The organism is Rhizobium sp. AG207R, assembly GCF_027109195.1.
Lineage (GTDB): Bacteria > Pseudomonadota > Alphaproteobacteria > Rhizobiales > Rhizobiaceae > Rhizobium > Rhizobium dioscoreae.
In genome coordinates, this window is sequence record NZ_JAEPVT010000011.1 from 139,645 (window position 1) to 165,019 (window position 25,375).

The 25,375-nt window shown below is 60.6% G+C and carries 20 protein-coding genes and 1 pseudogene; 6 read left to right on the forward strand and 15 right to left on the reverse strand.

From position 1 onward, the window contains the following. Positions 1–280: 280 nt before the first annotated feature. Both JJQ51_RS24950 and JJQ51_RS24955 read right to left on the reverse strand, forming a co-directional pair. Positions 281–3,439, reverse strand: a complete 3,159-nt coding sequence (locus JJQ51_RS24950) for an efflux RND transporter permease subunit (RefSeq protein WP_113395150.1) — start codon at positions 3,437–3,439, stop codon at positions 281–283. Between the two features lie 7 nt (positions 3,440–3,446). Then, positions 3,447–4,631 carry an efflux RND transporter periplasmic adaptor subunit gene (locus tag JJQ51_RS24955; protein ID WP_269245453.1) on the reverse strand — a complete coding sequence of 395 codons (1,185 nt, stop codon included), beginning with the start codon at positions 4,629–4,631 and terminating at the stop codon, positions 3,447–3,449. A 237-nt stretch (positions 4,632–4,868) separates the two neighbouring features. Between JJQ51_RS24955 and JJQ51_RS24960 the strand changes: the two genes are divergently transcribed. After that, the gene (locus tag JJQ51_RS24960) at positions 4,869–5,561 is read left to right on the forward strand and encodes a response regulator (RefSeq protein ID WP_113331726.1); all 693 of its coding nucleotides are present in this window, start codon (positions 4,869–4,871) and stop codon (positions 5,559–5,561) included. After that, positions 5,545–6,603, forward strand: a complete 1,059-nt coding sequence (locus JJQ51_RS24965) for a sensor histidine kinase (RefSeq protein ID WP_113331727.1) — start codon at positions 5,545–5,547, stop codon at positions 6,601–6,603. Before JJQ51_RS24960 ends, JJQ51_RS24965 begins: the two co-directional genes overlap by 17 nt. Before the next feature lie 50 nt (positions 6,604–6,653). On the opposite strand, the gene JJQ51_RS24970 is transcribed toward JJQ51_RS24965, so the two are convergent. The 4 genes and pseudogenes from JJQ51_RS24970 to JJQ51_RS24985 form a co-directional block, all read right to left on the reverse strand. Next, the gene (locus tag JJQ51_RS24970) at positions 6,654–7,529 is read right to left on the reverse strand and encodes an NmrA family NAD(P)-binding protein (protein WP_113353406.1); all 876 of its coding nucleotides are present in this window, start codon (positions 7,527–7,529) and stop codon (positions 6,654–6,656) included. A gap of 99 nt (positions 7,530–7,628) precedes the next feature. Next, positions 7,629–8,486, reverse strand: a complete 858-nt coding sequence (locus JJQ51_RS24975; protein WP_113353405.1) for an AraC family transcriptional regulator — start codon at positions 8,484–8,486, stop codon at positions 7,629–7,631. Between the two features lie 155 nt (positions 8,487–8,641). Next, positions 8,642–8,894, reverse strand: a pseudogene (locus JJQ51_RS24980) (type II toxin-antitoxin system RelE/ParE family toxin). Next, complete coding sequence (locus tag JJQ51_RS24985; RefSeq protein ID WP_113388779.1) at positions 8,813–9,586, reverse strand: AraC family transcriptional regulator; 774 nt, start codon at positions 9,584–9,586, stop codon at positions 8,813–8,815. The pseudogene JJQ51_RS24980 and the gene JJQ51_RS24985 overlap by 82 nt, the downstream one beginning before the upstream one ends. A gap of 95 nt (positions 9,587–9,681) precedes the next feature. Between JJQ51_RS24985 and JJQ51_RS24990 the strand changes: the two genes are divergently transcribed. Further along, positions 9,682–10,602, forward strand: a complete 921-nt coding sequence (locus JJQ51_RS24990) for a DMT family transporter (RefSeq protein WP_152093940.1) — start codon at positions 9,682–9,684, stop codon at positions 10,600–10,602. Between the two features lie 66 nt (positions 10,603–10,668). Here the strand turns inward: JJQ51_RS24990 and JJQ51_RS24995 are convergent, their stop codons facing one another. Further along, positions 10,669–11,763 carry a hypothetical protein gene (locus tag JJQ51_RS24995; RefSeq protein WP_152093941.1) on the reverse strand — a complete coding sequence of 365 codons (1,095 nt, stop codon included), beginning with the start codon at positions 11,761–11,763 and terminating at the stop codon, positions 10,669–10,671. A 396-nt stretch (positions 11,764–12,159) separates the two neighbouring features. Between JJQ51_RS24995 and JJQ51_RS25000 the strand changes: the two genes are divergently transcribed. Then, on the forward strand, positions 12,160–12,720 hold the full coding sequence (locus JJQ51_RS25000; protein WP_113353401.1) for a DsbA family protein: 561 nt from the start codon (positions 12,160–12,162) through the stop codon (positions 12,718–12,720). Between the two features lie 56 nt (positions 12,721–12,776). Here the strand turns inward: JJQ51_RS25000 and JJQ51_RS25005 are convergent, their stop codons facing one another. Beyond that, positions 12,777–13,973, reverse strand: a complete 1,197-nt coding sequence (locus JJQ51_RS25005; protein ID WP_113353400.1) for an MFS transporter — start codon at positions 13,971–13,973, stop codon at positions 12,777–12,779. A gap of 94 nt (positions 13,974–14,067) precedes the next feature. Here JJQ51_RS25005 and JJQ51_RS25010 point away from each other — a divergent pair, with 94 nt between their 5' ends. Beyond that, a complete protein-coding gene (locus tag JJQ51_RS25010; RefSeq protein ID WP_112721621.1) occupies positions 14,068–14,877 on the forward strand; it encodes an AraC family transcriptional regulator in 810 nt (269 codons plus the stop codon). 3 nt (positions 14,878–14,880) lie between these two features. Here the strand turns inward: JJQ51_RS25010 and JJQ51_RS25015 are convergent, their stop codons facing one another. The 3 genes from JJQ51_RS25015 to JJQ51_RS25025 form a co-directional block, all read right to left on the reverse strand. Continuing rightward, positions 14,881–16,509: an MFS transporter gene (locus tag JJQ51_RS25015; RefSeq protein WP_113395146.1), complete on the reverse strand. Its 1,629-nt coding sequence runs from the start codon at positions 16,507–16,509 to the stop codon at positions 14,881–14,883. Between the two features lie 471 nt (positions 16,510–16,980). Beyond that, positions 16,981–19,383 carry a putative bifunctional diguanylate cyclase/phosphodiesterase gene (locus JJQ51_RS25020; RefSeq protein WP_145634228.1) on the reverse strand — a complete coding sequence of 801 codons (2,403 nt, stop codon included), beginning with the start codon at positions 19,381–19,383 and terminating at the stop codon, positions 16,981–16,983. A 12-nt stretch (positions 19,384–19,395) separates the two neighbouring features. Beyond that, positions 19,396–19,863, reverse strand: a complete 468-nt coding sequence (locus JJQ51_RS25025) for a molybdopterin-dependent oxidoreductase (protein ID WP_113353397.1) — start codon at positions 19,861–19,863, stop codon at positions 19,396–19,398. A 225-nt stretch (positions 19,864–20,088) separates the two neighbouring features. On the opposite strand from JJQ51_RS25025, the gene JJQ51_RS25030 reads away from it, so the two are divergent. After that, positions 20,089–20,319 (forward strand): hypothetical protein, encoded by a 231-nt coding sequence (locus JJQ51_RS25030; RefSeq protein ID WP_145321261.1) that lies wholly within the window; start codon positions 20,089–20,091, stop codon positions 20,317–20,319. Between the two features lie 94 nt (positions 20,320–20,413). On the opposite strand, the gene JJQ51_RS25035 is transcribed toward JJQ51_RS25030, so the two are convergent. Genes JJQ51_RS25035 through gcl form a run of 4 tightly spaced genes read right to left on the reverse strand, consistent with a single transcriptional unit; the run spans position 20,414 to position 25,200 of the window. Beyond that, entirely contained in the window at positions 20,414–21,682 is a 1,269-nt protein-coding gene (locus JJQ51_RS25035) for a glycerate kinase type-2 family protein (RefSeq protein ID WP_269245454.1), read from the reverse strand. A gap of 15 nt (positions 21,683–21,697) precedes the next feature. Then, positions 21,698–22,582 (reverse strand): 2-hydroxy-3-oxopropionate reductase, encoded by an 885-nt coding sequence (gene glxR, locus JJQ51_RS25040; RefSeq protein ID WP_269245455.1) that lies wholly within the window; start codon positions 22,580–22,582, stop codon positions 21,698–21,700. Between the two features lie 5 nt (positions 22,583–22,587). Further along, a complete protein-coding gene (gene hyi / locus JJQ51_RS25045; RefSeq protein WP_145634231.1) occupies positions 22,588–23,403 on the reverse strand; it encodes a hydroxypyruvate isomerase in 816 nt (271 codons plus the stop codon). 12 nt (positions 23,404–23,415) lie between these two features. Beyond that, the gene (gene gcl, locus JJQ51_RS25050) at positions 23,416–25,200 is read right to left on the reverse strand and encodes a glyoxylate carboligase (RefSeq protein ID WP_269245456.1); all 1,785 of its coding nucleotides are present in this window, start codon (positions 25,198–25,200) and stop codon (positions 23,416–23,418) included. Between the last annotated feature and the right edge of the window lie 175 nt (positions 25,201–25,375).

Below are 25,375 nucleotides of genomic sequence, written 5' to 3' on the forward strand. Positions count from 1 at the left end.
GACGCCATATCCACGACGGCAAGTCGCCTCTCCGCATATATGTCAGGAATTGCGCGCGACGTGAAGCGATTGAAATCGCCAAAGGCCGGATCGCAAGAATGACGATCATCATGTTCGATCTCCAACCTACAATCCGTCTCTCGCGGCCTCGATTCTCTAACACAGGATCAGTGGGCCGGCATCCAGCGCTCCCAGCCCGGTTTCTAACAGACCTGATTGGTCATGAACGGAAGAGGCCTCGAACATTTCAGGCCGCTTCCACTCTTATCCCCTTCACACCTTATCCGGAACCGGAGTGAGCAGTGGGTGCGGGCGGGACGTCGGTGCCCGCACCCTTCTCTTCGGCCGGTCTTTTGGTCCGGAGGAGGGACAGCACAAAGACGAAGAAGACCGGGACGAAGAAGACGGCGAGGATTGTCGCGGAGATCATGCCGCCGAGGACGCCGGTGCCGATCGCGTTCTGGCTGGCGGCACTGGGACCCGTGGCGATGGCGAGCGGTACGACGCCGAGCGTGAAGGCAAGTGACGTCATCACGATCGGGCGGAAGCGGACACAGGCCGCCTCGATCGCCGAGTCGAGCAGGGACTTGCCTTGAGCATAGTAATCCCTTGCGAACTCGACGATCAGGATGGCGTTCTTCGCCGACAGGCCGATGATCGCGATGAGCCCAACCTTGAAATAAAGGTCGTTCGGCATCTCGCGCAGGATTGCCGCCAGCACGCAGCCGATGATGCCGAGTGGGACGACAAGCATGACCGATAGCGGGATCGACCAGCTCTCATAAAGGCCTGCAAGCAGCAGAAAGACGAAGAGGATACTGAAGGCGAAGAGGATCGGCGCCTGGCTGCCGGAGGTGATTTCCTCGCGCGACTGGCCGGACCACTCGTAGCCGAAGCCGTCGGAAAGTTCGGATGCGAGGCGTTCCATCTCGGCAATCGCAGCACCCGAAGACTTGCCTACCGCTGCCTCGCCGGTGATGCGGATCGTCGGATAACCATTGTAGCCTACGATCTGCGGATCGCCCTTGCGCCAGTCGGCGGTCGCGAACGACGAGAGCGGCACCATCCCGCCGCTTGCGTTGCGAACGTTCAGTTTCATCATGTCTTCCACCTGCATGCGGCTGCGGCCGTCCGCCTGCACGATGACCTGCTGCATGCGGCCGGCATTCGGATAGTCGTTGATATAGGAAGAGCCGAGGCTTGTGGTGATCGCATCGTTGATGTCGGAGAAGCCGACGCCGAAGGTGTTTGCCTTTTCGCGGTCGATCGCCAGCACGATCTGCGCAGCCTCCTGCATTCCCTCGATGCGGACATTCGTCACCACGCTGCTCTCGGCCGCCTTTGCCATCAACTCGTCTCCGGCCAGCTTCAGCGCCTTTTGCCCGCGCCCGGAGCGATCCTGGAGCCTGAAGGAGAAACCGCTTGCTGTGCCGAAGCCGTCGATCGGCGGCGGCGACAGCGCATAGGAGGTGGCGTCCTTCAATCCGGCGAGCTGTGCGTTGACGCGCTCGGCGATTTCAGGCACCGAACTGCCGGCCGGCCGAACGGCCCAGTCCTTGAGCGTCACGAAGGCGATGGCCGAGTTCGGGCCGTTTCCGGAGAAGCTGAAGCCCTGGACGGCGAAGACGTTCTCGACAGCCGGTTCTGCGCTGAAAATCGCTTCGATCTGCTTTAATGACGCGATCGTGCGGTTGGCGCTCGCTTCCGGCGGTCCCTGGATATCGACGATCAGGATGCCCTGATCTTCCTCCGGCACGAAGGAACCAGGCAGGTTGACGAAAAGATAGCCGAGGCCGACGACGAGCGCGAGATAGACGCCCATCACGCGTCCCGGCCGCCGCGCCAGCCCAGCCGCGATCTCGGTGTAGCTCGCCGTCATTCCATCGAACTTGCGATTGAACCAGCCGCCGAGACCCTTCCTCTCATGGTGATTTCCGTCGATCGGCTTCAGGAAGGTGGCGCAGAGCGCCGGCGTCAGCGACAGCGCCAGAAAGGCCGAGAACATGATCGAGGCGACCATGGTCAGCGAGAACTGGCGGTAGATGATGCCGGAGGCTCCTGGGAAGAATGCCATTGGAATGAAGACGCAGGACAGCACCAATGTAATGCCGAGGATGGCGCCGGTGATCTGCTTCATCGCCTTCTGCGTCGCGGCTTTCGGGGGCAAACCTTCTTCGGCCATGATGCGCTCGACATTCTCGACCACGACGATCGCGTCGTCGACAAGGATGCCGATCGCCAGAACCATGGCAAACATGGTCAACACGTTGATGGAGAAGCCTGTCGCATACATGATGGCGCAGGTGCCCAGCAGCGCGACCGGCACGACGAGTGTCGGGATGACCGTGTAGCGGAAGTTCTGCAAGAAGACGAACATCACGATAAAGACGAGCACGATCGCCTCGATGAGCGTGTGAACGACCTTCTCGATCGAGGCATTGACGAAGGGGCTGGTATCGTAGGGTATCGAGTACTCGACGCCCTTCGGGAAGAATTTCGACAGTTCGTCCATTTTCGCCCTGACGGCGCCTGACACGGCGACGGCGTTGCCGGTCGAGGAAAGCTGGATGGCAAGGCCGGCGCTCGGATTGCCGTTGAGCCGACTTGCGGTCGAATAGGTTTCCGCGCCGTCCTCGACGCGCGCGACGTCGCGCAGGCGCACGGTCGAGCCATCGGGATTGGCGCGGAGGATGACGTCGCCGAATTGCTTCGCACTGTCGAGCTGGCCTTCGACGATTACGGTCACGGTCAAATCCTGGCCGACCGGATTGGGCGTGGCGCCGATCTGGCCGGCCGCGACCTGCGCATTCTGGGCTGCGATTGCCGCACCGATGTCTGCCGCCGTCAAGTGAAGACCCACCATCTTATCCGGGTCGATCCAGACGCGCAGCGCCCGCTGTGAGGCGAAGACCTGAGCCCGGCCTACGCCCGGCAAACGGCGCAGCTCTCCCAGGATATTGCGGTTGATGTAATCGCCAAGCGCGATCTCGTCCATCTTGCCGTCGGTCGAGGTCAGGGCGGCGATCAACAGGAAGCCGGCGCTCGCTTCCTCAACCTGAATGCCCTGCGTGCGGACCGCCTGCGGCAGCCGCGCCTCGACGCGTCGAACGGCGTTTTGGACGTCGACGGTCGCCTTGCCGATATCGGTTCCGGAGACGAAGGTCGCATTGATGCTCACCGAGCCGGAATTGTCGGAGGTCGATTCGAAATAGGCGATGCCATGGACGCCGTTCAGCTCCTCCTCGATCAGGCGGGTAACCCCCTGATAGATTTCCTGCGGGGAAGCGCCGGGGTAGGAGGCGGAAATGGAGAGCTGCGGCGGAGCGACGGCGGGATATTGCGCCACCGGTAATACAGGAATCGTAATGATCCCCGCGATCATGATGAAGAAAGCAAAGACCCATGCGAGGACGGGTCTCCCGATAAAGAACTGTGCCATGATTTAATTACTTTGCGGCCTGGTCTGCGGTGTTCGGCTCCGCGTTTTGTGGCGTCCATGGTTCGGGGGCGACCTTGCCGCCGGGCGTGACCTTCTGGACCCCTTCGGCGATGATGGTTTCGCCGTCCTTCAGGCCCGAAAGGACGATCCATTCGGCGCCGAGGGATGCGCCGAGGGCGATATTGCGTATCTGGGCCGTTTGATCGGAAGAGAGCACGAGGACCTGAGGATTGCCTTCGGCGTCCCTCGTCACGGCTCTCTGCGGAATGGTAATGCCGCTCTTCTGGACGGCCTGCTCGATGCGCACACGCACATACATGCCCGGCAGAAGATCGCCATCGGGATTGGGAAATTCCGCGCGCAGCATGACCTGTCCCGTATTGGGGTCTACATTCGCATTCGAAAACAAAAGCTTGCCGGACTTGGAATAGCTTTTCCCGCCATCGAGGACGAGTTCGACCAACGCCTCTCCGGGCGCCGGGCTCTGCAGCTTGCCTTCGCTGACGGCGCGCTTCAACGCCAGGAGATCCTGCGCCGATTGCGTGAAGTCGGTATAGACCGGATTGATCTGCTGGATGAGCGCGAGGTTGGACGCGCCCTCGGCAGTCACGAGTGTTCCTTCGGTTACGAGGGCTCCGCCGATGATGCCGGTGATGGGTGCCCGCACCTGCGTATAGCCGAGATTGATCTCCGCCTCGTCGAGCGCCGCTTCCTGGGACGCGACATCGGCGTCGGCCTGGGCAAGATTGACGGCGGCGGTATCGTAGTCGACGGCCGTCGAGACATTGCGCTCACGGAGCGAGCGTTGGCGTTCCAGTTGCTGCTTGGCATTGGCCTGCACGGCCTTTGCCTTCTGCAAGGCCGCCTTGGCGCTCGCCACCCGCACCTGAAACAGTTTCGGGTCGATCCGGTAAAGGACGTCGCCCTGATGGACGAGGCTGCCTTGTTGAAAGACGCGCTCCTGGAGGATGCCCGAGACCCGAGCACGCACTTCGGAGATCCTGGTCGCGGCTATGCGTCCGGGAAGCTCGCTCATGACAGGGACCGGATGCGCCTTGATTTCCAGGACACCGACGGCGGGCGGGGGCGTTTCGCCGCTCCCCTGTGCGTACGCGTGGCCGGAAACCAGCGCGAGCATCGCCGCCGCCGCCCATATTGCCTTCCAGCAAGGCAGTTCGAATGCAGATCGCATGAATGTATTCCCAATTGGCCGTGACGCGCCGAGATCGTCGCTCCGCGTCTTGCCGGCATGAACTATCCGAAAGGAGCCGCTTCAACGCCGGGCGCGAGTGGCACTTTCGTCCGAGCCTAAGCAAACATCGGGATTGTTGTTCTTTGGTCGACGTTTTGTGGAGGTTTCATGGAGGAGGGTGGAGGAATATTGACGTGCAGGCCCGTCTGACGTTTCTTCCCGGCAAAGGAGCCCTGGATGGAAAACGCGCTGATATTGATCGTGGAAGATGAGCCGGAGATTTCCGATATCCTTGAACGCTATTTCGAGCGCGAGGGATTTCGGGTGCTGACGGCCTCGGATGGCGAGATCGGGCTTTCCCATCACCAGCGGCTGAGGCCGGATCTCGTGGTGCTCGATATCAAGCTGCCGAAGCTTGACGGTCACACCGTGCTTGCCACCATTCGCCAAAGAAGCGATACGCCCGTCATCATGGTCACCGCGCTCGCCGACGACCTCGACAAGCTGCATGGGCTGCGCTCGGGCGCCGACGACTATGTGGTCAAGCCGTTCAACCCTGTCGAGGTGGTCGCCCGGGCGCGGGCGGTTCTAAGGAGGGCGACGGGAAGCGCTGCGAATAAGGTTCTGCGGGTCGGCAGGCTCGCCATAGATCCGGTAGCCCATATGGCGGTGGTGGAGGACGGCGAAAGCCGCATCCCGTTGAACCTGACGCGCACCGAATTCCGCATCCTCGAATACATGGCCGGCTTCCCGAACAGGGCCTTCGAACGCGGCGAAATCGTCGATGCCTGCCTTCCCGAGGGAGATGCACTCGACCGCACCGTGGACAGCCACATGAGCAAACTTCGCCGCAAGCTGGATGCCGCCGGTGTCGGCGACCTCCTTAATGGCGTCAGGGGAGTGGGTTACCGCCTTGGCGACTTCGGTTAGCAACAGCCTTAACAGGCAAATCATCTGGTCGACGACGATCGTGGCTTTCGTCGCCCTGTCGGTGATGTTTTTCGGATTCCTGATCTACGGCTATGCCTACGAATGGCTATTCAAGGACTCCGCTCCGCCGGATGATTGGGCAGTCAGCGATTTCGTCGTGCTCGGCATCAACGTGGCGATCGGCCAGGCCGTCGGCGCCTATGTTGGATGGCGGCTCGCCAGGCGCCTTGTGAAGCCCCTGACGGCCGTGACGGAGGCTGCGCGTCTCATCGCGGAGGGAGACTTTGCCGGCCGGGCGACCGGCGAAGGCAGTTTTGGCGAAGCCGACCGTCTGATCAACGACTTCAACCGCATGGCGGAGGAGCTGCAAAGAGCGGAAAAGGAACTCCAATATTCAAATTCGGCGATCGCGCACGAACTGCGCACGCCTCTGACGATCCTGCGCGGCCGCATGCAGGGGCTGGCGGATGGGGTGTTCGAACCGAGCCAGGAGGTGTTTCGCGGTTTGATAGGGCATATAGATGCCCTGACGCGCATCGTCGACGACCTAAGGACGCTTTCGCTGATGAATGCCGGGCGCATGGAGCTGCAGCAATCGCGCTTCGACCTCGGAGAGGAAATCGGCGACATCCTCGAATCCGTAATGCCGACGCTTTCCAACCTCAACATCAGGATCGAATCCGACTTGCAGGAGATGCCTGTCATTGCCGACCGGGCGCGTATCCGGCAGGCCGTCCTTGCCCTCATCGACAATGTCGCGCGCTACGCTCCAGGCTCGACGCTAGCGGTGACCTCGCAAGCAGTCGACAATCTGTGCGTCATCATGATCTCGGATGACGGTCCGGGCATGACGGCTGCGGAGAGCGAACGGGCCTTCGAACGGTTCTGGAGAGCTGACGATGCCAGAACACGAAGAGGCGGTGGGTCAGGCCTCGGCCTCGCCGTTGTCAAGGCCATAGCCGAGGCACATGGCGGCCACGCGACGATCGACAGCCGCAAGGGCGGCGGCACGACCGTCGTGCTGACGATCCCGGGCTGCTGAAATGGTGTGGTGGGCGGCAAACGATCCGTTGCGGGCATGCAGGGACTGCCTCAGGCGGTGAGAATCCGCCCCAATACCTCCGCTATTTCGCTCCGGCCTCGACGAATTTCACCGACATCTTGTTCAGCGTCTATTCGGCCCGCATTATGAGCGGCATAAAGCTCGACGAGAAGTCGCGCGTAGTCCTCGGATAGGCCCGCGCCGATGAGCGCGGCCTGCCACTGGCTCTCGGGAAGCAGCTGGGCAACGACATCGCGACCGGTCAGTGAACCGATGGCCGTCGCAACGTCGTTGGGCGTATAGCGCCGGGGGCCTTCTGCATGGACGATCCTGAGAGCGGCGTCCTGCTTCTCCAAAAGCAGCTCGGCGGCGAGCAAGCCCACATCGTGGGCGGAAATGGTCGGAAGAGGCTTGGTCAGCGGATCATAGAAGCTCGGTAATCGGCCGCTTTCTGCCGCCAGCTTCGCCAGACGTGCCCAGTTTTCCATGTGCTCGGCCGACCTCAACAGGATAAGTCTTCGGGCCTCCAGCTGACGCAGCCGTGCTTCGAGGGCGTGGAAGATCAAGGTGACGCCGGTGCCAGAGCTATGCTGTGCGCCATAGTCGGAAATGGCGAGAATGGTTCGCGGCCTGGCGGCCATTAGGGCCTCGCCAAGGCAGTCCACCACTCGCTTCATGCTGGAATAGGCCTCGACGGCACGAATATCGACCGGGCAGATGATCTGGACGGCGCTTACCCCTTTGAATGCGGTCGCCAGCGCCTCGCGGTCATGTATATCGGCAATGGCGATCTCGCAGCCGAGATCGGAAAAAGCCTGTGCTTTCGAGCCATCACGCAGAATTGCGCGGACAGCAACGTCGGCCTTGCGCAGTGTGGTGATGGTCGTGCGGCCAACCTTGCCGGTGGCGCCCAGAATTGCGTGCATTGCATCTTCTCCTGTCGATCCTGCTGCAGCCTAGCCCTGTATGCGCATGGGATCGCGCAGGTTCGGACGGTCAATGGCAGGTTTGGACGACAATCGAAGTCATGAATGCATTCGGCTCAGCATGCCGGGGGTGAGGCCGAGGATCCGGCGCATCCAGTACGTCATGTGGCTCTGATGGGCAAACCCCGTCGCCAAAGCGATTTCTGCGAGCGGCATGTCGGTAGACAGGATGAGCAGTTTGGCGCGCTCGATCCGGCGCGTCAGTACATAGTGATGAGCCGGCATGCCGAAAGTGGCGCGAAAGAGTGGCTTCAAATGCGATACGCTGAGACCGACCGTCGCGGCGAGATCGCCAAGGGACAGCGACTGATCTATATGCGCTTCGATGAAATCCCTCAGGTGTCTTTGATGGCGGATTGTCAAAGTTGCGCCTGTCGCGACTGTACTGACCGAAGACTGTTCGCCGCCTTCCATCAGGCGGATCGCCAGCGCCAATCCCAGCGCTTCCGCGTATGTCCTGTCCGACGGAACCGGCGCCTCAATTTCAGCCTTGATCGCCCAGGCGATCGATTCGATCCGAGAATCCCGAAGCTGGAATTTTGGCGACAGGGAGATGGTTTCCGGATTTCCGCCGAGTGCTTCCGCAGCCGATTGAAGGAGTTCCTGCTGGATATTCAGGCGCAGAATGGTGCAGTCCCCGTCGTCCTCCCACCAGCCATCCAGCCCGGCAGGGACGATATCGATATCTCCGTGCGATTGACGACGGTGGTATTGGCGGCCGTCGCATTCGCAAAAAGCATTCACGGCCCGTCCGAAATGAATGCCGAGCCGATGCGTCTGCGACCCCGGCACATGGGTACGGCCGGCCTTGATATGAAGGAAATTCGCCTCCAGGCCCTTCCAGCCGCGATCCTTGCTGGAGAGGAGGGTCGCGGCGGTGCTGCTGAACTGGTCCATGATTGTGTGCTTCCGCCAAATCCCACGTCCGGAATGGAGGACGATCCAGGGAATATAGTTAGGCCGATGCTTTCGGTCGAGCCATCTTCGGATCACGGCTACGCCAATGATCCAATGTTCGGCTCAGGAAGAGCCGATGTCGATGTTCGAGCCTGTCACCGATCTTGCCTCGTGTGCCACAGTCGCGGAATGTAGATCGTCGATTGCTGAATTTCGTAGCGCGTTTCAAAATGGCCTACGAGTAGCAGTCTGACTTCGCGTGGCCCGAACTCGAAGAGCCGCTCGCCGATTCTCGGGTTCTCGTTGAAGTCGCCGGCAAAGCGCGCCTAACGATAAAACTCCGACGGCGGCTTGCCGAAGTGCCGGCGGAACATGGCGGTAAAAGCGCTCTGGCTGGCGTAGCCGCAATCGAAGGCGACGTCGATGATGCGTTCGCCATTCGCCAGTTTGCTCAACGCGGACAGGAGGCGTGCCTGTTCGCGCCATCGCGCGAAGCTCATGCCCGTTTCCCTGGCGAAGAGGCGGTGCACCGTCTTGGCCGTTACATTCAAACGTTCGGCCCATTGCCCCGCGGTCGACGTGTCGGCAGGATGTGCGGTCATCGCCTCGCATATCCGTTTGATACGTTCATCCTCCGGCATGGGAAGGTGAAGGGGCAAGACATCGGAGACACGCACTTCATCTAGGAGCAATTGCATGAGACGGTCGTCTCGACTGCCTTCCCCATAGTCGAGCGGAACTTGGACGGCGGCAACGATCAGCTCGCGCAACAGCGGCGAAACCTCGATGACACAGCTTTCCGCCGGCATATGGCGGATTGCCGTCGCATCGATGAAAACGGTTCGGATCTTGACCTCGCCGGACATCTTCACGTCATGCTCCAGCCCGGCGGCGAGCCACAGCGCCCGGTTCGGCGGCACCACCCATGATCCTTCCGCCGACCGCACGATCATCACCCCCTCGATCGCATGGAGCAACTGGCCGCGCGGATGCGAATGCCAGCCGGTGGAGGCGCCGTCAGGATAGTTGACGTCCATGGCCGCCATGGCGCGATGGGTATTATGAAACTCAAGATGTTTGCGCGTCGGATCGCTTTGCATGTCCCAATCTCTACAATCATGGTCATCATAGAGTGATACGGACCGGCTTCAAGACGATAAGCCAGGGCCTTCGAATTGGTCCATGGTTATCGCACATGAAAAACAACCTCGCATTCCTCTATCCCCTCGTCGCCATCGTCCTCTGGTCCGGAAACGTCATTGTCTCCCGGCTGTCAGCGCACACGATCGGACCGGAGGCAATCACCTTCTATCGGCTGCTTCTCGCCGTCTGCTTGATGAGCACCTTCGTCGCCATCCCCGCCTGGCGAAACCGCTTCGTCATCTGGCCGCATCTCGGGCAATTCGCCATTCTCGGCTTCCTTGCCATGTGCTTCTTCCAGAGCCTGTCCTATCTGGCGGCGGAAACGACCACGGCGACAAACATGGCGGTGTTCACGGCCTTGACGCCACTGCTTACGGTGGCTTTGAGCGCCTTTGTGCTGAAGGATACGCCGACCGTCGGCATGGTCGGCGGCGGAGTTCTGTCGCTTGCCGGGCTTATCTATCTGGTGAGTGCCGGCGATCCGACGGCGCTTGCTCGCGATGGCGTGCATCTCGGTGATCCGCTGATGTTCATAGCGGCGCTGAGCTATGCCGTATATGGGGTTCTGCTCAAGCGCTGGAGCCTCCCAGTCGCTGGCTGGCAATCGACCTATATGCAGGCGATCTGCGCTCTGGTCATCATGTTTCCGGCGTTCCTGGCAACGCCTGCGCCCTTACGTTCGCTGAATGCCGAGACCTTGCCGCTGATTGCCTATGCCGGAGGCCTTGCCTCCGTCGTTCTTCCGTTCCTGTGGGTGCGCGGCGTCCACATTCTCGGACCCAATCGTTGCGCGGCTTTCATGAACCTCTTGCCGGTCTTCACCGCGCTCGGCGCCATCGTGATGCTCGGCGAGCCGGTGCACGCCTACCACGTCATCGGCGGCGGCGCCGCTCTGGTGGGTGTCGCCTGCGTCGGGCTTTTCCGCCGGCCGTTGCGTGGCTCATCTCCAATTGCCGCCGAGATCGTCGAGTAACGGTCTAAGGCATGGCAGGTGGACGCGGACTCGTTGGAGGCCGCGTCCACCTGTGTCGGTCGAACGTCACTTCCAGCTCGTATAGTCCGAGGCTGTACAGCCAAAGGGCGCGCGTTGATCACCGAAGCGCTTCTTTAGCTGATCGCAGCCCCAGCGGTTGAGTGGCGCCGGCATCATATTGTTGAGATCCATGGCGGGCGAGGTGAACTGCGAACTGGCACTGGTCACATACCAGACCCAGTAACCGAAAATGCCGGCGACCAAGAGAAGTATGACCAGGAAAACCCTGGCAAGCCGCGCCATGACGGACGGCCCATTCTTCCCTTGAGCCACGAGCTGCGGCGGATGACCGCCAAGTTCCGATGTCAGGGGCGCGAGAATGCCGGTACGTTCCTCCGCCGGCATGTCGATCCGCTCCAGTCGGCTGTCCAAAAGTACTGGGAGAGCCGTATTTCCATGCCAGACGGCGAGCGCCACCGCCTTGCCGTCCTTTGCACCGACGACCAGGGGTTCCTGTCCTGGCTCGAGGTTCGTATGGGCCACGCGCCCGGTTTTTCTGCCGGCGATCTTGTCGGTATAGGTCACCGTCAGCCGCTTGCCTCGCCGCTGGAAGGCTGTGATTTCCACCGGGACCGGCTCGAGCTGAGCAGCCCGGCGCAATTGCCCACGAACACGCCAGACACGCAGGATCTGGAAGATCATGGCGATGCAGGCGCCCCCAAGAAGGGCGACGAACACGGCTAGCGTTATGATCCGGTTCCACAGCATATCCAGCCCGAGGCTGAGGGTCGCCAGGTCCGGATGGTCACCGGAGATGACCAGGTCCGTGTCATAGTCACCGACATGGATATCGACGAACATGATCTCCACATCCTTGTCATAGGCCTGGCCATCGTAGACGTAGTTGAGATGCGCCTCGCAGGTTGTGAAGAAGCCCTTCCGGGTCGAGCATTTCCCATCGCGGATATCGCCGTTGGCGAGCTTGACGGGATTTTGGCTGATCGTCCAATCCCTCAATATGCCCGGCACTTCGGAAACAGCCATGAAAACCGTCAGACCGATCAGGATCGGCAGGGAGAAATAGACGGCTTTCGGCATTGAAATAAGGTTCTGGCCAAGCCTCAGGGCTCTCTCTGGAAGTTTGATTGTCGGGAATGTCATTGTCTGCCTGAAACTCCGATTGATTGTGTGGGCATCCGCAAAGCAGGAAGCGAAGCAGAGGCCTCGCAAAATTCCGGAAGTCCCACTTTGCGCCCACAGCTGCGGCGCGAAGAAATAGACACTCTACCCAATGACTCAATACCCGGTTGTAGGCCATTCGACGAATTCATGGTGATGCTAGAGTAAACCCGTCTGTGTGTGACCTTTTTGTACCGCAACCTTGACCGGTACGGACGAGTCCGTCGGGAGCGCATCGCGATCTCTCAGATTCGTTTCTCGCCCTTAAGACTTCTGATCTCGCGCGTGTCGGTGTCACAAAAACGCTGCGCATTTTTGCGCGTCATGATTTAGCTTCCGCATCCATATGGATTTTCCAGACCGAAGAAGGATATCAATATGACCAATGCCGCCTGGCATGCAGAGCCGCTAAGTTGGGGTCACGGACCTCGTATATTCGAGGTTTTCCTGGAACCGACCTGCCCATTCTCGGTCAGGGCCTTCAACAAGCTCGATGCCTTGCTGGAGCAGGCGGGCGAGGACAGGATCACCATCAGGATCCGCCTGCAATCGCAGCCCTGGCATATGTATTCGGGTGTTCTGGTGCGCTGCATCCTCGCCGCGTCGACACTTGGCGGCGGCAGGGAAACCGCAAGGAAGGTGATGGCCGCGATCGGGGCGCACCGCGAGGAGTTTGAATTCGCCCATCACGCGGGCGGGCCGAATATGGATGTGACGCCGAATGAACTGATCGAGCGGCTGGAGCGCTACAGCGGTATCAAGTTGAAGGAGGCTTTCGCCATCCCGGATCTTGATCGGGAGATCAAGTGGCACTGCAAATATGCCCGGCAGAACGGCATTCACGTTTCCCCGACCTTCATGATCGACGGACTGGTGCAGACCGACATGAGCAGCGGCGATGACGTCGAAGCCTGGGTGAAGAGAATCTCCGCCTCGTGAAAGCCAGAGGACAAGGCGCCGATGTTTCCTCCATGGGCCCTCGCTCCAGAGGGCCCTTAGTCTTCGACGTTCGGCAGCAGGATCGTCAAAAGTCCGATCAGCGGCAGGAAGGCGCAAAGCTCGAATACGAACTCGATGCTGGTGTGGTCGGCAAGCACGCCAAGCGCGGCAGCGCCGATGCCGCCCATGCCGAAGGCGAAGCCGAAGAACAGGCCGGACACCATGCCGACACGACCCGGTAGCAATTCCTGCGCGTAGACGACGATCGCGGAAAAGGCCGACGCAATGACCGTGCCGATGATCGCGCTGAGAATGATCGTCGTTTCGAGATTGGCATGGGGCAGAACGACGGTGAAGGGCAGGATGCCGAGGATCGAACCCCATATGACCTTCTTGCGGCCGATGCGGTCGCCCACGGGGCCGCCGACCATCGTGCCGACGGCGACCGCGGCGAAGAACACGAACTGGCAGAGCTGAGCCGTCCGTTCCGTCACGCCGAACCGTGCCATGAGATAGAAATTGTAGTAGCTGGTGAAACTCGCCAGATAGAAATACTTCGAGAAGATCAGCGCGATCAGGACGGCAATGGCAAGACCGACGCGGGTGCGCGACAGGCTCAGCGCCTTATGGGGCTTGCCAGATTTCGCCGGCGCGCGCAGATGGCTGCCATTCAGCTGATACCAGCGGCCGAGGCCAGCGAGAATAAGAATGCCGGCAAAAGCCAGGCTCGCAAGCGCCGCCATTCCATGCTGGCCACGCGGAAGGATGAAGAAGGCTGCGAGCAGCGGCCCGAGTGAGGTGCCGAAATTGCCGCCGACCTGGAACAGGGACTGGGCGAAGCCATGCTTTCCCCCTGATGCCAGGCGGGCGATGCGGGAGGCTTCCGGATGGAAGATCGAGGAGCCGAAACCGAGCAGTATCGCGCCCATGAGTAGCGCTGGGTAATTGGGCGCCATGCCGAGCGTGATCATGCCGGCACAGCTGCAGATCATGCCGAATGGCAATGAATAGGGCTGGGGCCGTCCATCCGTGTACCAGCCGACGAAGGGTTGCAGGATCGAGGCCGTGATCTGGTAGACGAATGTCAGCACGCCGAGCTGGGCGAAGCTCAGGTCAAAGCCAGTCTTGAGCACCGGATAGCTTGCCGGCAGCAATGCCTGGGTGACGTCGTTGATGAAGTGGCCAAGGCTCGCCACCATAATAACCGGATATATCGTCGTAGCCGCGCGGGGCGGATTCATCACCTGGCTCATGATCGTCACTTTTCAATGTGTCGTCGCGCTGATATTAGAAAACAAAATTGCCCGCTACCGCGACAGGGCGTAATTCTTACGAGACTGGGCCAGAATGGTCAGGAACAGCCGCATAGACCCATTCATCGATGTCGACCGGCCACTCATCGCCCTCGGCAATGAGTATGGCGACGGCCACCGCGTCGAACCGCACCAGCATCGCCGCGCCCAACTGCTCTACGGTTTTTCCGGCGTCGTGGTGGTGACCACGCCTGACGGCACGCTCGTCATGCCGCCGGAGCGCGGGATGTGGATCCCTCCGGGCGTGATCCATAGCGTTCGCATGCTCGGAAAGGTCAGCATGCGCAGTCTCTACATTGAGCCGGAAGCGATCAAGACGATGCCGGATCACTGTCAGGTGGTCGAAATCTCGCCCCTGCTGCGCACGCTCATCGCCGAAGCCGTCGATATTCCGGTCGATTACGACGTCAATGATCGGGCCGGCGCCCTGATGGCATTGCTTCTGCACGAACTGGCAAGGTTGAGGCCGTTGCCCTTATCCCTGCCGATCCCGCGCAACAGGACGCTGGCTCAGAAATGCCAGGATTTCCTCAGGCGGCCGGCAACGCATGATACGATCGATCTATGGGCCAGCCACATGCGCATGAGCCGCCGCGCGTTTACCCGCATGTTTCGCCTGGAGACGGGGCTGAGCTTCGTCAAATGGCGCGAGCAGGCCTGTCTGCATGCCGCGCTTCCGCGGCTTGTCGCCGGCGTGCCGGTGACGACGATCGCGATTGACCTTGGCTATAAGAACCCGGCCGCCTTTACGACCATGTTCAAGCGCGCCTTCGGTTGTTCGCCACGCGAAATGGCGCGCCAGCACGCTGGAAGCGGCTCCGCCGTTGCGAGTCCCCAGCCATGACCATCATGTCGCGTCGAGATAGGGCTTCAATGGCATGTCGTCGTGCCTGGGCACCGTCTGCCGTTCAATCATGTGGTGGATGACGGGCGGGCGGTCGCCGCGATGCAATCTGTCCAGGCGTTCGGCGACCTCGACATCGGCATGCGTCTGGCGCTGGCTGTGGCGAACATAATCGATCCAGGTCGGCAGATGGTAGCTTTCCGTCCAGGTGTTCGGCTTTTCCAGATCGCGCAACAGCGACCATTGCTTTGCCCCGTCGCGGATTCTCATCCGGCGACGCTGGGCCATGACGGCTAGAAATTCCGCCACATCCTCCTGATCGATGTCGTAGTCCACCATGACCAGGATGGGGCCGCTTCTGGAACGCAGGTCGAGCTGCAATTGTGGTTCGCTGAAGGTGTTCGTCGGATCGAGATTAAGCGATTCGAAATCCGGCTGGCGCAGCAGCAGGCCAAGCAGCCCGCCTATTGCCAGGCCGACGCTTGCGATGAAAAGCGCGCCCGTGACGCCGTGGGCGTCGGCCAGTGCACCCCACAGCCAGCTTCCGACCGCCATACCGCCAAAGGTCGCGGTCTGATAGAGCGACAGAGCGCGGCCGACCACCCAGCGTGGCGTGGAAAGCTGAACCGTGACATTGAAGAGCGAGAAGGCCTGCACCCAGGCGACGCCGGCCGGCATGAGAATAAGGCAGCTCAGCCATACCTGATTGCTTAGCGCAAGCAGGAAACAGCTCACCGCCAATGTGAAGAAGGCGCTGCGGATCACCCATTCATTGCTCAGGATATCGCGGATGCGGCCGATCAGCATCGCGCCGCAGATGGCGCCAAAGCCGAAGAAGCCGAGCATGATGCCGTAGGTGATCGCCGTGCCGTGGACATGGTCGCGCGCCACGAGGGGCAGGAGCGCCAGGATGACGATCGCCGCCAAGCCGAAGACGAAACTGCGGCACATGACCTTGAGAAGGTTCGGCGACATCAGCACATAGCGAAAGCCCGCCGACATCGCACTGCCGAACGGCTCGCGTGGCAGCGTATTGCGAGCGGGCGCGGTCTTCCACCGCCACAGGGTGATGATGAGCGCGAAGTAACAGAAGACATTGAAGAGGAACGCGAAGGCCGCACCGGCGGCCGCGACGATGACGCCGCCGATCGCCGGCCCGATACTGCGCATGAGGTTGTAGCTCATGCTGTTCAGCGCGACCGCACCCGGCAGGTGCTCGCGTGGCACGACATCGCCCATCGAGGCCTGCCATGACGGATTGTGGAGCGCGCCGCCGCAGCCGATCAGGAAGGTGAAGCAGAGCAAAAGCCATGGGGTCAATGCATTGCTGTAGGACAGGATCGCCAGCGTCGCCGAGACCGAGAGCATCAGCGTCTGCGCAATCAGCATGATCCGCCTGCGGTCGTAATTGTCAGCCAGCGCTCCGGCCGCAAGCGAGAAGATCATGACGGGCAGGGTGGTGGAGGACTGAACGAGCGCCACCATGCCATGTGATGTCGCGAGGCTGGTCATCAGCCACGCGGCACCGACGCCTTCGACCAATCCGCCGAGATTGGAGATGAGCGTTGCTGACCAGAGAGAGCGGAAAGTCTTCGACTGGAACGCGACGAGCGGAGAGGGTCTATTGGGCATGTCGGCTTTTCTTCGCAGGATTATCTTGCCCGGCGGCGCAGTGAGCTCGCTCAAAGCGTAGGCGCAGCCGAGTCGAAATCGAGCCTATAGTGATTTGCTAATTTCCGAAACGATTTTGGAATAATATTCTCGCCAATAAAGGCGGAATTCAGCAATCGCATGAATGAAGTCTCGGACGGCAAAGCTGCGAAGAACGGTTTTCACTCGAGCAACGTGACAATTCGATCGGGGTCATCCTATCCGCCTTCCAATCCAATTGGGTAGCTCACCTAAATCTGCGGTAGATGCTAATATTCTAATTGCCGGCCTGAATGCCACCCTCGGGCCGGACAGTGCAGCGTCCGACGACTGCCCCCATCCTTTGTCGTCGGACGCACCCCTCAATATTGGCATCAGCTTTGAACGGCAGGTCGCTTTCCCCGAGAACTTGTCATCCACTCATTAGGTCAGTGCCGTGCAGTCGGGTATGGGCTAATACTGCCCGTCCGTGGAATCAGCGTCTGCGGTCTTCTCAGGACTTTTGTCTCTGCCAGATTTGGGGCTTCGACCATTTGAGGTTCCGCCGGTATTGCTGTTCTTCCGGTCGACCATGGCGCGGAATTCGGCTTCCGGGACAGGCGGGCTGAAGTAATAACCCTGACTCTCCGAGCAACCGGCCTTGATGACCATGTCGAGTTGGGTCTGCGTCTCGACGCCCTCCGCGGTGGTCAGCATCTTGAGATTACGACCGAGCGTAGCGATGGACTGGACGATGGCAAAGCTGTCGGGCCGGTTTTCCAGATCGCGCACGAAACTGCGATCGATTTTCAATTTATCGAAGGGGAAGCGCTGCAGATAGTTCAGCGAAGAATAGCCGGTGCCGAAATCATCAAGCGCGATGGTCAAGCCGAGCGAACGCAGCCGGTTCAGTACCTCGATGTTCGCCGCATTGTCCCGCAAGAGCACCGACTCGGTGATTTCCAGCTCCAGCCGCCGTGCATCGAATTCCGTGAATTCCAGCACACTCTTGACCATATCGACCAAATCCGTCTGACGGAACTGAACCGGAGAGAGGTTGACCGAAACACGCACGTCCTCGGGCCAGTTCAGGGCATCCTCGCATGCTCGTTGCAGCACCCATTTGCCGAGCGTATCGATGAAGCCGGTTTCCTCCGCCAGCGGGATGAATTCGGCCGGCGGGATCAGCCCGCGCTCGGGATGGCGCCAGCGCACCAGTGCTTCGCTGGCGACGATCTTGCGGGTCTTATGCGAAATCTGCGGCTGATAATGAATCTCGAATTGCCCAAGCTTGATGCCATGACGCATATCCGCCTCCAGATTGCGCCGGTTCTGGAGATCCTCCTCCATCTGCGGGGAGAAGATACGGTAGACTCCCTTACCATCGGCCTTGGCCTGGTATAGCGCCAGGTCGGCGTTCTTCATCAGTTGACCGGTATCACCGCCAGCGCGCGGTGCGACCGCGATGCCGATGCAGGTGCTGACAACGATCTCGTTGCCATCGACACGATAAGGCCGGCTGATGCTGGCAATGAGGCGTTCCGACAGATCGCGGGCGCTGTCGAGGGTGGAGTCCAGGCACCGATGCAGCACGGCGAATTCGTCACCGCCCAATCTCGCCACGATGTCATGTTGTGACGCGGTGTTGCGCAGCCGCCTGGCGACCTTGCGCAGCAACACGTCGCCCACCGGGTGGCCCAGCGTGTCGTTGACTTCCTTGAAGCGGTCGAGATCGAGATAGAGTATGGTGAATAACTGGCCGCCGGCCGCCAATGCACGCAGTGCGTGGCTGACGCTTTCCCAGAACAGCAGCCGATTGGGCATATCAGTGAGTGCGTCGTGATGGGCCATGTGCACCACACGATCCTGCGCGCGATGACGCTCGCTGACATCCTCGAAAGTGCAGACCCAACCGCCTTCAGCCGTCGGCTCGTGCGATACGGCCAGCACCATGCCATTCGCGAGATGATGGATATGGTCGCTGAGCACCGCGATGTCATTCCGGACACGCGCCTTATCGCCAGCAACGCCGGGCGGCCCGCTGGTGGATAGTCCAGGAGGCAGTAATTCGGGCGCGATGAGGTCAGCCAAGGGGGTGCCGATCTTCGCCCGGACTTCGTCCAGACCGAACAGGGCCAGGAACCGGGGATTGTGCACGATGACGCGATATTGGTCGTCAAGCAGACAGAGACCGAGCGACATGGCTTCCATTGCCGCATCGAACCGTGCATTCTGGATTGCCAGGGTCTGCTCCTTGGCCTGCAGGATCTTCTGCGCCCGGCCCAGAAGACCATTGTGAATGAGCAGCAGCAGAATCAGCAGACAACCGCCGATGAGCATGCCGACGGTCACCCATGTCAGGGCCAGTTGCAGCGCGAGGAGGCCACGCCGGTCTTCGGCAATGCGCGCCGAATACCACATGTTGCTGTCGCTGGAGAGCCGCGCCAGCTTCGGATAGATCGGCTCCAGGATCGCAAGGATCCGCGCCGGTGTGCCAGGCACAGAAAGCTGGCTAAGCAGTGGGCGGGTCTGGTTGAGCGCCTCTTCGAGGTCGTCGAGGGTCTCGCCGATATGAGGGTTGGATTGTACGAACTTCTCGACCCCGTTGGATCGCAGGGTCTTAAGGCGATTGACGACGATATCGAAGCGCAGCCTGACTTCGTGTGCATCGACCTGGCCATCGTTCATGCCCATGGCACTGACGCGCTGTTCGAGCCTGGTGAACTCACTCGGAGCTTGGGCTATCGTCCAGGTGATGTTGCCCAGGCCGACATCTTGCAGGGCGGTCTGGCGCTGGAAAACCAAGGCGGAAATATAGATCGCCGAGGTGATGAAACCCAGGATCACAATGATCAGCGCTGTGCGGAGATAGCGCATGCGGCCCCGGGGCTATTTCACGGAGATTGCCTTGACCTGCCAGACGGCACGACCGTGATAGGGCTGTCCCTGCAGGATGGGGTTGCTGTCGAATGGATACATAACAAAGAACGGGCCCTGATCGTCGATAGGCATATATGCGCCATTGCGCTTGACGGCAAGGATCGTGCCGAACTTGGTAAAATCGCTGGTCGGGATATCGACGCTATAATCATTGAGGGCGATGACGGTGGCCGTCGCACCTTGGGCCTTGGCCTTTTCAAGCAACAGCGCCATTGGCACGCCTTCGAAGTTGACGACACCTTCGTTCCAGGGCGTCGAAGTCTTGATCGACACGAGGCCCATCGCCTCAAGCTGATTGCGATCGAAGGTCACCGAGCCCGAGGAACCGGTAATCGTCACCGACGGCACGTCCTGCGCCAGGGCGGGCGCGACGAACAAAGCAAGGACTGCAAAAATAACTGAGGCGAGAAGACGCATTGAGGGTCCGATGCTTTCGGGGTATGGGCCTTGCCCGTTCTATCTCCAGCCTGCACAACTGGCTGTTAAAGATCGGTTAAGTTCCACAGGGCGATGGAAACAAACTTAACAGCTCAAGATTTAGCGTAGCATTTGTCCGAACTCGCTGATCTATTTTCAGCTCGGTAAGATCCGGGTTACGTGCTACTGATCTGCACTTTTGCTATGAAGTCGACGGATGCCGATATGGATTTTCTCGGCAGCTTCGGCGGCTTTAAGGACGTTGCGATTTCATCTCCCCATCAATCATCCCCAAGACGTGCGGTGACCACACCAAAAAGTGACTGGCGCGACAGCACTTCTCCTTGCTACTCCTCGATAGTGAGCAAGTGCAACAAATTCATGATAGATACGGTCCCCGGCTTGCCCGCAACGGTTGGCGTTGCCAGCAAGAAAAATAGTTCAGCTTTTTGTTGAACTCATACGCTTTCCAACTGCGCCGCTCAATACAGAATGCGTCACGCCACCGGCTGCATAACTCCGAGTCGCTCGATTGGCGGGCGGCGATGATCTATTGCAGCAGGATCGCGCGGAAGTCGTTGACGTTCGTGCCAGTCGGGCCGCTCACAAAGAGGTCGTCGATAGCGGCGAAGGCCGACCAGCTGTCGTTGCGCTGAAGGAAGTCGGCCGCATCCCTCTTTCGATCGTCAAGCCGGGCAACGGTGGTGCCATCGGCGAAGGCGCCGGCATTGTCCTCCGAGCCGTCGATGCCGTCCGTGTCGGCGGCGAGCGCTGAGATGCCCTTCTGGCCGGAAATGGCGCAGGCGAAGGACAGGAGGAACTCGCTGTTGCGGCCACCTTTGCCCTTGCCCTTGATCGTTACTGTGGTTTCCCCGCCAGACAGAAGAAGCATGGGGTCTTGCGACGCCATACCTCGCTGCAGGATCTTGGCGACGATCGCCGCATGTTGGCGACCGACCTCCGATGCCTCGCCCTCGATAGCATCGGACAACACGATGGTCTCGACGCCGGCCTTGCGGGCGACATCGGCGGCCGCATCCAGCGCGATGGCCGCCGAAGCAACGAGCTTCACCTCGTTGCGAGCGAAACGAGGGTCGGAGGGTAGGGGCGGTTCATCGCTATTATCTGCGAGATGACGCATCACCGCGTCGGGCAAGTCGAAACCGTAATGTTCTATGATCGCAAGTGCATCTGCGCGGATCGTCTCGTCGGCGATGGTCGGGCCGGAGGCGACCAGGGCTGGGTTGTCGCCTGGGATATCGGAAACGACGAGGGAGATGACCCTTGCCGGATGGGCAAGGGCCGCCAGCCTCCCTCCCTTGATGCGCGAGACCTGCTTGCGAACGGCATTCATGGCGCCGATCGGTGCGCCGGAGGCAAGCAGGGCCCGATTGACGGCGATCTCGTCGGCAAGCGTGAGATCGCCTGCCGGCGCGGGCAACAGTGCCGAGCCGCCTCCGCAGATCAGGGCGACGACCAGATCGTCTTCCGTAAGACCATTTACCGCTGCCATCAACCGATCTGATGCATGCAGACCGCTTTCGTCCGGCACGGGATGCGCGGCCTCGAGAACCTCGATGCGCTCACACGGCACGGCATAGCCATAACGCGTGACGACGACACCGGAGAGCGGTGCGTCCCAAAGACGCTCGAAGGCACGCGCCATCTGCGCCGCCCCCTTGCCGGCACCGACCACCACCGTCCGGCCCTTCGGCTTTTCAGGCAGATGGGGAACCAGTGCCTTATCCGGATCGGCGGCTGCGACCGCCGCATAGAACAGCTTTTCCAGAAAGGCGCGGGGATCGGCGATATCAGGCATCGGATTTCTCACACGTTACGCGACGGGATGGTCCGCCATGCGCTCCAGCGCCTTGACGAGACCGGAATGGTCGAGCCCGCTATCGCCATTGGCGACGCATTGGTTGAAAAGCTCCTGCGTCGCCGCGGTGTTCGGCAGTGAGACGCCGAGCGCCTTGGCACCCTGCAGGGCGAGGTTCAAATCCTTCTGATGCAGCGAGATGCGGAATCCGGGTTCGAAAGTGCGCTTGATCATGCGCTCGCCATGCACTTCGAGGATGCGCGAGGAGGCAAAACCGCCCATCAGGGCCGAGCGCACGCGAGCCGGATCGGCGCCGGCCTTGGAGGCGAAGACAAGCGCCTCGGACACGGCCTCGATCGTCAATGCGACGATGATCTGGTTGGCGACCTTGGTAACCTGGCCATCGCCGCAATCGCCAACGAGGGTGATGTTCTTGCCCATCAGTTGGAAGAGGGGCAGCGCCCGCTCGAAACTGGCTTCGGAACCGCCGGCCATGATGGAAAGCGAGGCGTTCTTGGCGCCGACTTCGCCGCCGGAGACGGGCGCGTCGATATATTCGGCGCCGGTCTCGCGAATCTTTCTGGCGAATTCCTTGGTCTCGATCGGCGAGATCGAGCTCATGTCGATGACGAGCTTTCCCTTGGACAGTCCGTAGGCAACGCCGTTCTCGCCGAAGAGCACGTCCTTCACTTCAGGTGTATCCGGCAGCATCAGGATGATTGTGTCGACGGTTTCGGCAAGCTCCTTCGGCGTTTCGACGAATTGCAGACCGTTGTCGAGCAGCTCCTGGCGCGGCGGAATGGCAAACTTTGATGTGACGACGATGTGGCCGGCATTTTGCAGATGACGCGCCATGGGAGTACCCATGATGCCGAGGCCGATAAATCCGATATGTGCCATGCTGTTTAGCTCCTGATATTGAGAATGGCTGCGCTTTCGGCGTGGCGGCCTGCTGCGGCAAACCAGCCGAGCCCCGCCGCGGTCGTGCTGCGCGGCTTGTATTCGCAGCCGATCCAGCCGTCATAGCCGAGCGCATCAAGCGCTTCGAAGACAAAGGGGTAGGCGATCTCGCCGGTGCCCGGCTCATTGCGACCCGGATTGTCGGCGAGCTGCACATGGGCAATCCGTGCCTGATGCTTCCTAAAGGTGCCGATCAATTCGCCCTCGGTGCGCTGCTGATGATAGAGGTCGTACTGAATGAACAGGTTGTCGCTGCCGACCTCGGCGATGATCGAGGCTGCCTGGTCCGGCGCGTTGAGATAGAAGCCGGGAATGTCGAACCGGTTGATCGGCTCAACCAGTAGCCGGATCCCGTGCTTGCCGAGCTCTTCCGCCGCATATTTGAGGTTGACGATGAAGGTAGTCCGCAGCACCTCATCGGGCACACCGGCTGGTGTAATGCCAGAGAGGCAATTGATCTGGCTGCAGCCGAGCGTCGTCGCGTAGTCGATAGCGGAAGCAACGCCGCGGCGGAACTCGTCGATACGATCGGGCAGGATCGCGATCCCCCGCTCGCCGCCGGCCCAGTTGCCGGCGGGCAGATTGTGCAGCACCTGCGCCAAGCCATGACGATCGAGTTCGGCGCGCAGCGCTTCCTTGGCAAAATCGTAAGGAAAGAGATATTCGACGCCCTCGAAGCCCGCCTTGGCGGCCAGCGCGAAACGATCCAGAAACGGTGCCTCGGTGAAGAGCATGGTGAGATTGGCCGCGAATTTCGGCATTGTGTTCCTCCTTTAGTCTAGCAATGCGAGGATCGCCGTCGGTGCGTCCTCGCCGCGCTCGGCAAGCTCCTCGAATTCGACTACGGCATTGATGTCGGCGCCCATGGCGATGTTGGTGACGCGCTCCAGAATGAACTCGATAACGACAGGAACCTGATGCTCCGCCATCAGCTGCTTTGCTGTCGTGAACGCTTCCTGGAACTCGTTCGGGCTGCGCACGCGGATCGCCTTGCAGCCGAGGCCTTCGGCAACGGCGACATGGTCGACGCCATAGCCGGGTTCGGCATTATCAGCGGCATTGATGTTCTCGAAGGCGAGGCTGACCTCGAAATCCATGTTGAAGCCGCGCTGGGCCTGGCGGATGAGGCCAAGATAGGAATTGTTCACGACCACATGCAGGTAAGGGAGCTTGTGCTGCGCGCCGACGGCCAGCTCCTCGATGAGGAACTGGAAGTCGTAGTCGCCCGACAGTGCGACGATCGGGCGGTCGGGATCTGCCGCCCGCACGCCAAGTGCTGCCGGCAGCGTCCAGCCGAGCGGGCCGGCCTGGCCGCAATTGATCCAGTTGCGCGGCTTGTACACGTGTAGGAACTGCGCGCCGGCGATCTGGCTAAGCCCGATGGTCGAGACATAGCATGTATCGCGATCGAAAGCCTTGTTCATCTCCTCGTAGACACGCTGTGGCTTCAGCGGCGTCTGGTCGAAATGCGTCTTGCGTAGCATGGTCCGCTTGCGCTCGCGGCACTCCTCGGCCCAGGCCGACCAGTCGCGCAGCTTGCCTTCGGTCTTCCATTCGGTCGCGACGTCGAGGAGGAGCTTCAGGGCGGCACCCGCGTCCGAGACGATGCCGAAATCAGGAGGAAAGACACGGCCGATCTGAGTCGGCTCGATATCGACATGAACGAAGGTTCGCCCTTCCGTATAGGTCGAAACATTTCCTGTATGGCGGTTCGCCCAGCGATTGCCGATGCCGAAGACGAAATCGGAGGCAAGCAGCGTCGCATTGCCGTAGCGATGCGAGGTCTGCAGCCCGCACATGCCGGCCATCAGGGGATGATCGTCCGGGATCGTCCCCCAGCCCATCAGCGTCGGGATGACCGGGACGCCTGTGATTTCGGCGAATTCGACGAGCAGGTCGGAAGCATCGGCATTGATGATGCCGCCGCCTGCGACGATCAGCGGCCGCTCGGCCGCGTTCAGCATGGCAAGCGCCTTTTCCGCCTGTGCCCGCGTCGCCGAGGGCTTGTAGGGGGCAAGCGGCGCATAGGTGTCGATATCGAACTCGATCTCGGCGAGCTGGACGTCAACGGGCAGATCGATGAGCACAGGGCCAGGGCGACCCGAGCGCATCGTGTGGAATGCCTTCTGGAAGACGTAAGGAACCAGCGCCGGTTCCATGACGGTCACGGCCCACTTGGTTACGGGGGCTGCGATCTTGGCGATATCGACGGCCTGGAAATCCTCCTTGTCCAGACGGGCGCGCGGCGCCTGGCCGGTAATGCAGAGGATCGGGATGGAATCGGCGGAAGCCGAATAAAGGCCGGTGATCATGTCGGTGCCGGCAGGTCCGGACGTTCCGATGCAGACACCGATATTGCCGGCGCGAGCGCGGGTGTAGCCCTCGGCCATATGGCTTGCGCCCTCGACATGGCGGGCAAGTACATGGCGGATAGAACCACGTGCCTTCATTGCGGAATAGAAGGGGTTGATCGCAGCGCCGGGAACGCCGAAGGCGCAATTGACGCCTTCCTTTTCCAGAACCAGCACTGCGGCATCGACTGCGCGCATCTTCGCCATGAGATTTCCTCCGTTTCTGGATCGAAGGTACCGCATGGGTGAACAAGCGCAATCAAAAAATGGAAATTAATCCCATCATATGGAAATAAACATTTTCAACGAATCTGGAACAATCGCGGCGAAGCGGATATGTCATGAAGCCCAAGCGGGTCGCGCCAAATTGTGCGGCATGCGT